Source organism: Rhodovulum tesquicola (genome assembly GCF_024128855.1).
GTDB classification, from domain to species: Bacteria; Pseudomonadota; Alphaproteobacteria; order Rhodobacterales; family Rhodobacteraceae; genus Rhodovulum; species Rhodovulum tesquicola.
Genome location: NZ_JAMYDV010000048.1, coordinates 1 through 3,873 on the forward strand (window position 1 = coordinate 1; position 3,873 = coordinate 3,873).

Annotated in this window: 4 protein-coding genes; all 4 read left to right on the plus strand. The window is 65.4% G+C overall.

Translation table 11 applies throughout. The features are described 5' to 3' along the window. Nucleotides 1–306: 306 nt before the first annotated feature. Nucleotides 307–750, plus strand: a complete 444-nt coding sequence (locus tag NHN26_RS17205) for a hypothetical protein (RefSeq protein ID WP_253090529.1) — start codon at nucleotides 307–309, stop codon at nucleotides 748–750. Between the two features lie 118 nt (nucleotides 751–868). Continuing rightward, nucleotides 869–1,861, plus strand: coding sequence for a P1 family peptidase (locus NHN26_RS17210; RefSeq protein ID WP_253090530.1), 993 nt, complete (start codon nucleotides 869–871; stop codon nucleotides 1,859–1,861). Between the two features lie 52 nt (nucleotides 1,862–1,913). Further along, the gene (locus NHN26_RS17215) at nucleotides 1,914–2,471 is read left to right on the plus strand and encodes a hypothetical protein (RefSeq protein WP_253090531.1); all 558 of its coding nucleotides are present in this window, start codon (nucleotides 1,914–1,916) and stop codon (nucleotides 2,469–2,471) included. A gap of 350 nt (nucleotides 2,472–2,821) precedes the next feature. Continuing rightward, complete coding sequence (locus NHN26_RS17220; protein WP_253090532.1) at nucleotides 2,822–3,817, plus strand: ankyrin repeat domain-containing protein; 996 nt, start codon at nucleotides 2,822–2,824, stop codon at nucleotides 3,815–3,817. The last annotated feature ends 56 nt before the right edge of the window (nucleotides 3,818–3,873 follow it).

A 3,873-nucleotide genomic window follows, 5' to 3' on the forward strand; every position in this document is an offset into this window, starting at 1 on the left:
CTCTACAACGGCCAGCTCCCGCAATCAGTGCTCAAGGGCCGAACGCCCATCGACGCTCTGAAGGACTGGCAGCGGCAAAGGCCGGACATCTTCAAGAAACGACCGTATAATCACGCGGGATGTGACAAATAGCTAGCGTAGAATGGGTGCCAACTCACCCACCTTACCCAACCGCTAAGGCCATCGGTGGGTTTCACCCACCCTACGGCCCTTCGCCCGCCTGCGCCCGGCCGGCCCTTGCCGGATCGAACTGTGCGGACTATCCCGATGGTATCGCCCTTGGCCGCGCGCCCCGGAGACCCGCCCATGCGCCTTGCCCTGACGCTCTGCACCGTCCTTGCCCTGACCGCCTGCGTGGCTCCGGGCCCCAACGAGGCGCCGCAGGCGATCCGGACCTTCCGCGGCAACCTCGTGGTCCCCGACCCAGCGATCCCCGGCCAATTCGAGGTGTTCGTCCGGGCGGGCGACTCGGGGTCCGACCTCTGGTGCGCGGCGTCGGAATTCGCCGAGCGCGAGCTGCGCGTGCCGGTCAACCGGCGCATCTACCTGGTCACGCCCCGCGGCCTCAGCCAGACCCGGCCCGGCCTCAGGAGCGCCATCTTCACCGTCTCGCCCGAGGTCGCGCTGCTCGACGCCGCAAGGGACCTGCCCGACAGCCTCTCGATGGACGTCACCCGGCCCGGGCGGAATTTCCTGCCGCTCCATGGCCGCATCGCCTGCCGGCCGATCCTCGACCTGCCCTTCGAGTAACGCGGCCCGCACCCCGCGCGGGTGCGGCCCGCCGGGGCCACGCAAAGCGCCTTGCCGGGCTGGCCGGTGCGTCCGATAGATGAGGCCGGATGGTCCGGGCCGGAAGACGGGGACGGGAATGAGACCGGGACGCAGGAACCTGATCACGGATGTCGCGGGGCTGAAGGTCGGCCAGGCCGTGGATGCGCGGGTGAAGACCGGCGTCAGCGTGCTGGTGGGCGACATGCCCTTCGTCGCGGGGGTGCATGTCATGGGCGGCGCGCCGGGCACGCGCGAGACCGATCTGCTGGCGCCCGACCGGCTGGTGCAGCGGGTGGACGCGCTGGTGCTGGCGGGGGGCTCGGCCTTCGGGCTGGATGCGGCCTCGGGCGTGGCGGACGGCCTGCGCGCGATGGGGCGGGGTTTCGAGGTGGGGGGGCAGCGCGTGCCCATCGTGCCGGGCGCGATCCTGTTCGACCTGCTCAATGGCGGCGACAAGGACTGGACGGAAAACCCCTATGGGCGGCTGGGGCGCGCGGCGCTGGCGGCGGCGGGTGAGGACGTGGCGCTGGGCAGTGCGGGGGCGGGGTTCGGGGCGACGACGGCGGATCTGATGGGGGGCCTCGGCTCGGCCTCGGTCGTGCTGGACAGCGGGTTCACGGTCGGCGCGCTGGTGGCGGTGAACGCCGTCGGCTCGGCGGTGATGGGGGGCGGGCCGCATTTCTGGGCGGCGCCGTTCGAGATGGGGGACGAGTTCGGCGGGCTGGGGCCGGGGCGGCACGATCCCGGTGCGGTGCCGCTGACCAAGCTGGGCGCGGGGCAGGCCACCACCATCGCCATCCTGGCCACCGATGCCGCGCTGACCCAGGCGCAGGCGACGCGGCTGGCGATTGCCGCGCATGACGGCATCGCCCGCGCGCTGGTGCCGAGCCACACGCCCTTTGACGGCGATCTGGTCTTTGCCGCGGCGACGGGCGCGCGGGCGCTGGCCGATCCGGATCGCGACGTGCTGATGCTGGGCCATGCCGCCGCCTGCTGCCTGGCGCGGGCCATTGCGCGGGGGGTCTTTCACGCGCGCCCCGCGCCGGGCGATCCGCTGCCCTGCTGGCAGGCGCGGTTCGGCGGGGTTTGAGGCGTGCGCGCCGGGTGCTAGGCTTGCGCGGACCGAACCGAGGAGTTGCCCGATGAAACGCCTGATCGCCCTTGCCTGCCTTGCCCTGGCCCCCGCCCCCGCCCTGGCCGACGAGATCGTGGACACGCTGAACGGCGCCATCGCGGCCTATGAGGCGGGCGACGTGAAATACGCTCTCGAAGAACTGGCCTATGCAAGGCAGTTGCTTCAGTCGGTCGCGGCCGAGGGGCTGGCCGCCTTCCTGCCGCCCGCGCCCGAAGGCTGGACCCGCGAGGTCAATACCGGGATGAACCAGGGGCTGGCCCTCATGGGCGGCGGCAGCGGGGCCGAGGCGACCTATGCGGGCGGGGGCAAGTCCTTTACCCTGTCGGTGATGGCCGACAACCCGATGGTGGGGGCCATGGCCGCGATGTTCGGCAACCCGATGCTGATGGGCATGTCAGGCGAGATCGTCCGCGTCGGCCGACAGCGCTTCGTCGATCAGGAGGGCGAGTTGACGGGGCTGGTGGACAGCCGCATCCTGGTGCAGGCCAGCGGCGCCCCGCGCGAGGACATGCTGCCGGTCCTGGAGGCCATCGATTATGACGGGTTGGCGGGCTTCGGGCGGTAGGCGGGGGACGGGAGGGCGGTGTATATTGTGGTGGGGTGAGCCCTTCTAGGTTGACCGCTTGCGCCGTTCTTCCCGGTCATGCCATCCCGTGCGTCGGGTTCGGCGGCGAGGCTGAACGATGCCCCTGCGCAACTCTCGTGTGCATAATCCTGCAAGTTGCGGAAGCCATATATCTATGGAATCTTCTCTTGGCGCGGTCGACGTGACCGCCATTTCGAGGACCATGCAGAAAAGTGCTCCGTTTCTTAAGCCTTCCCGTAATTCTAGTGACAGCATCTGCAAACGCGGCTGGTATCCCCCCATCGGCTTGTAACTCAGAGTATTGGCAAACTACGCCACCCGAGCAAATCTTGCTCGACATCGAGTTTGCGTCGCCATCTTCAGAAAATCGTGGCTGCGTCTTGTTGTATGCTGTCAGGCTTGGTCGACCCGACGCCATTTCTGCCTTAATCGCAGCAGGAGCAATCGTGAATTCCCAAGACGAGCACGGCATCGCCGCCATTCACCGCATCGCACAGAACCCTAGTAGAACTAGAATACTTCAACTCCTGATTGGTAGTGGGGCTGATGTGAATATTCGTGATGAATGGGGCAATACTCCCATACATTATGCAGCCACTTGGGGTGGTCCTGAGATGATCGGCCTTCTTCTAGATTCTAACGCGCAAATAGATCTGCGCACCACTACTGGGCGAACGGCTCTACATGAAGCGGCCGCAGATGGTTCAGTATCGTCAGCCAAAATGCTTCTTGAGGCTGGGTCCACGGTTACTGCTCGGGATGAGGACGGCTGGACGCCCCTACATCTTGCAGCTCGCTATAATAATGCCGCAATGGTAGATCTTTTGTTGGAATGGGGCGCAGACCCGTCGGCCACCCGGGCGTCAAACATCATAAGCGTTGGGCACTCAATGACTGGCTCCACGCCGCTTCATGATGCGGTCACCTCAGTGGAAGCTGACGTCGTTCAAGCGCTGGTTGAGGCTGGTGCAGATGTAAATGCTCGTACTCGATCTGGAGCATCACCACTTCACATAGCAGCCAGAGAAGGTACTGCTGAAACAATGGAAATTTTGTTGACAGCTGGATCTGCCATTGAAGCAAGAGATGATTATGGGCGTACAGCCTTGTATCATCCCGTCGATGCGGACAATCCTGAAACAGCCCTCGTTCTGATTGATGCAGGTGCGCTTATTGATGTGACTAGCCCGGATGAGCTTTCACTCTTTGAAATTGCAAAGAACCGGCCAGCATTCGCAGGCACAGAAGCCTACTTGTCCCATCCCGGACGATCACATAGACCCTCGCCGCTCTGCGCTCTTCATGGCAAGATCGTTGCTGGGTGAGGTTCGGGACGCGGGGCGAGGATGCTGATTTCTCTTCACAAGCAGGCGACGACAAC

Bases quoted from the DNA above. Each gene is read 5' to 3' on its own strand.
- NHN26_RS17215 (WP_253090531.1), top strand. From the start codon at position 1,914: ATGAAACGCCTGATCGCCCTTGCCTGCCTTGCCCTGGCCCCCGCCCCC.
- NHN26_RS17210 (WP_253090530.1), top strand. From the start codon at position 869: ATGAGACCGGGACGCAGGAACCTGATCACGGATGTCGCGGGGCTGAAG.
- NHN26_RS17205 (WP_253090529.1), top strand. From the start codon at position 307: ATGCGCCTTGCCCTGACGCTCTGCACCGTCCTTGCCCTGACCGCCTGC.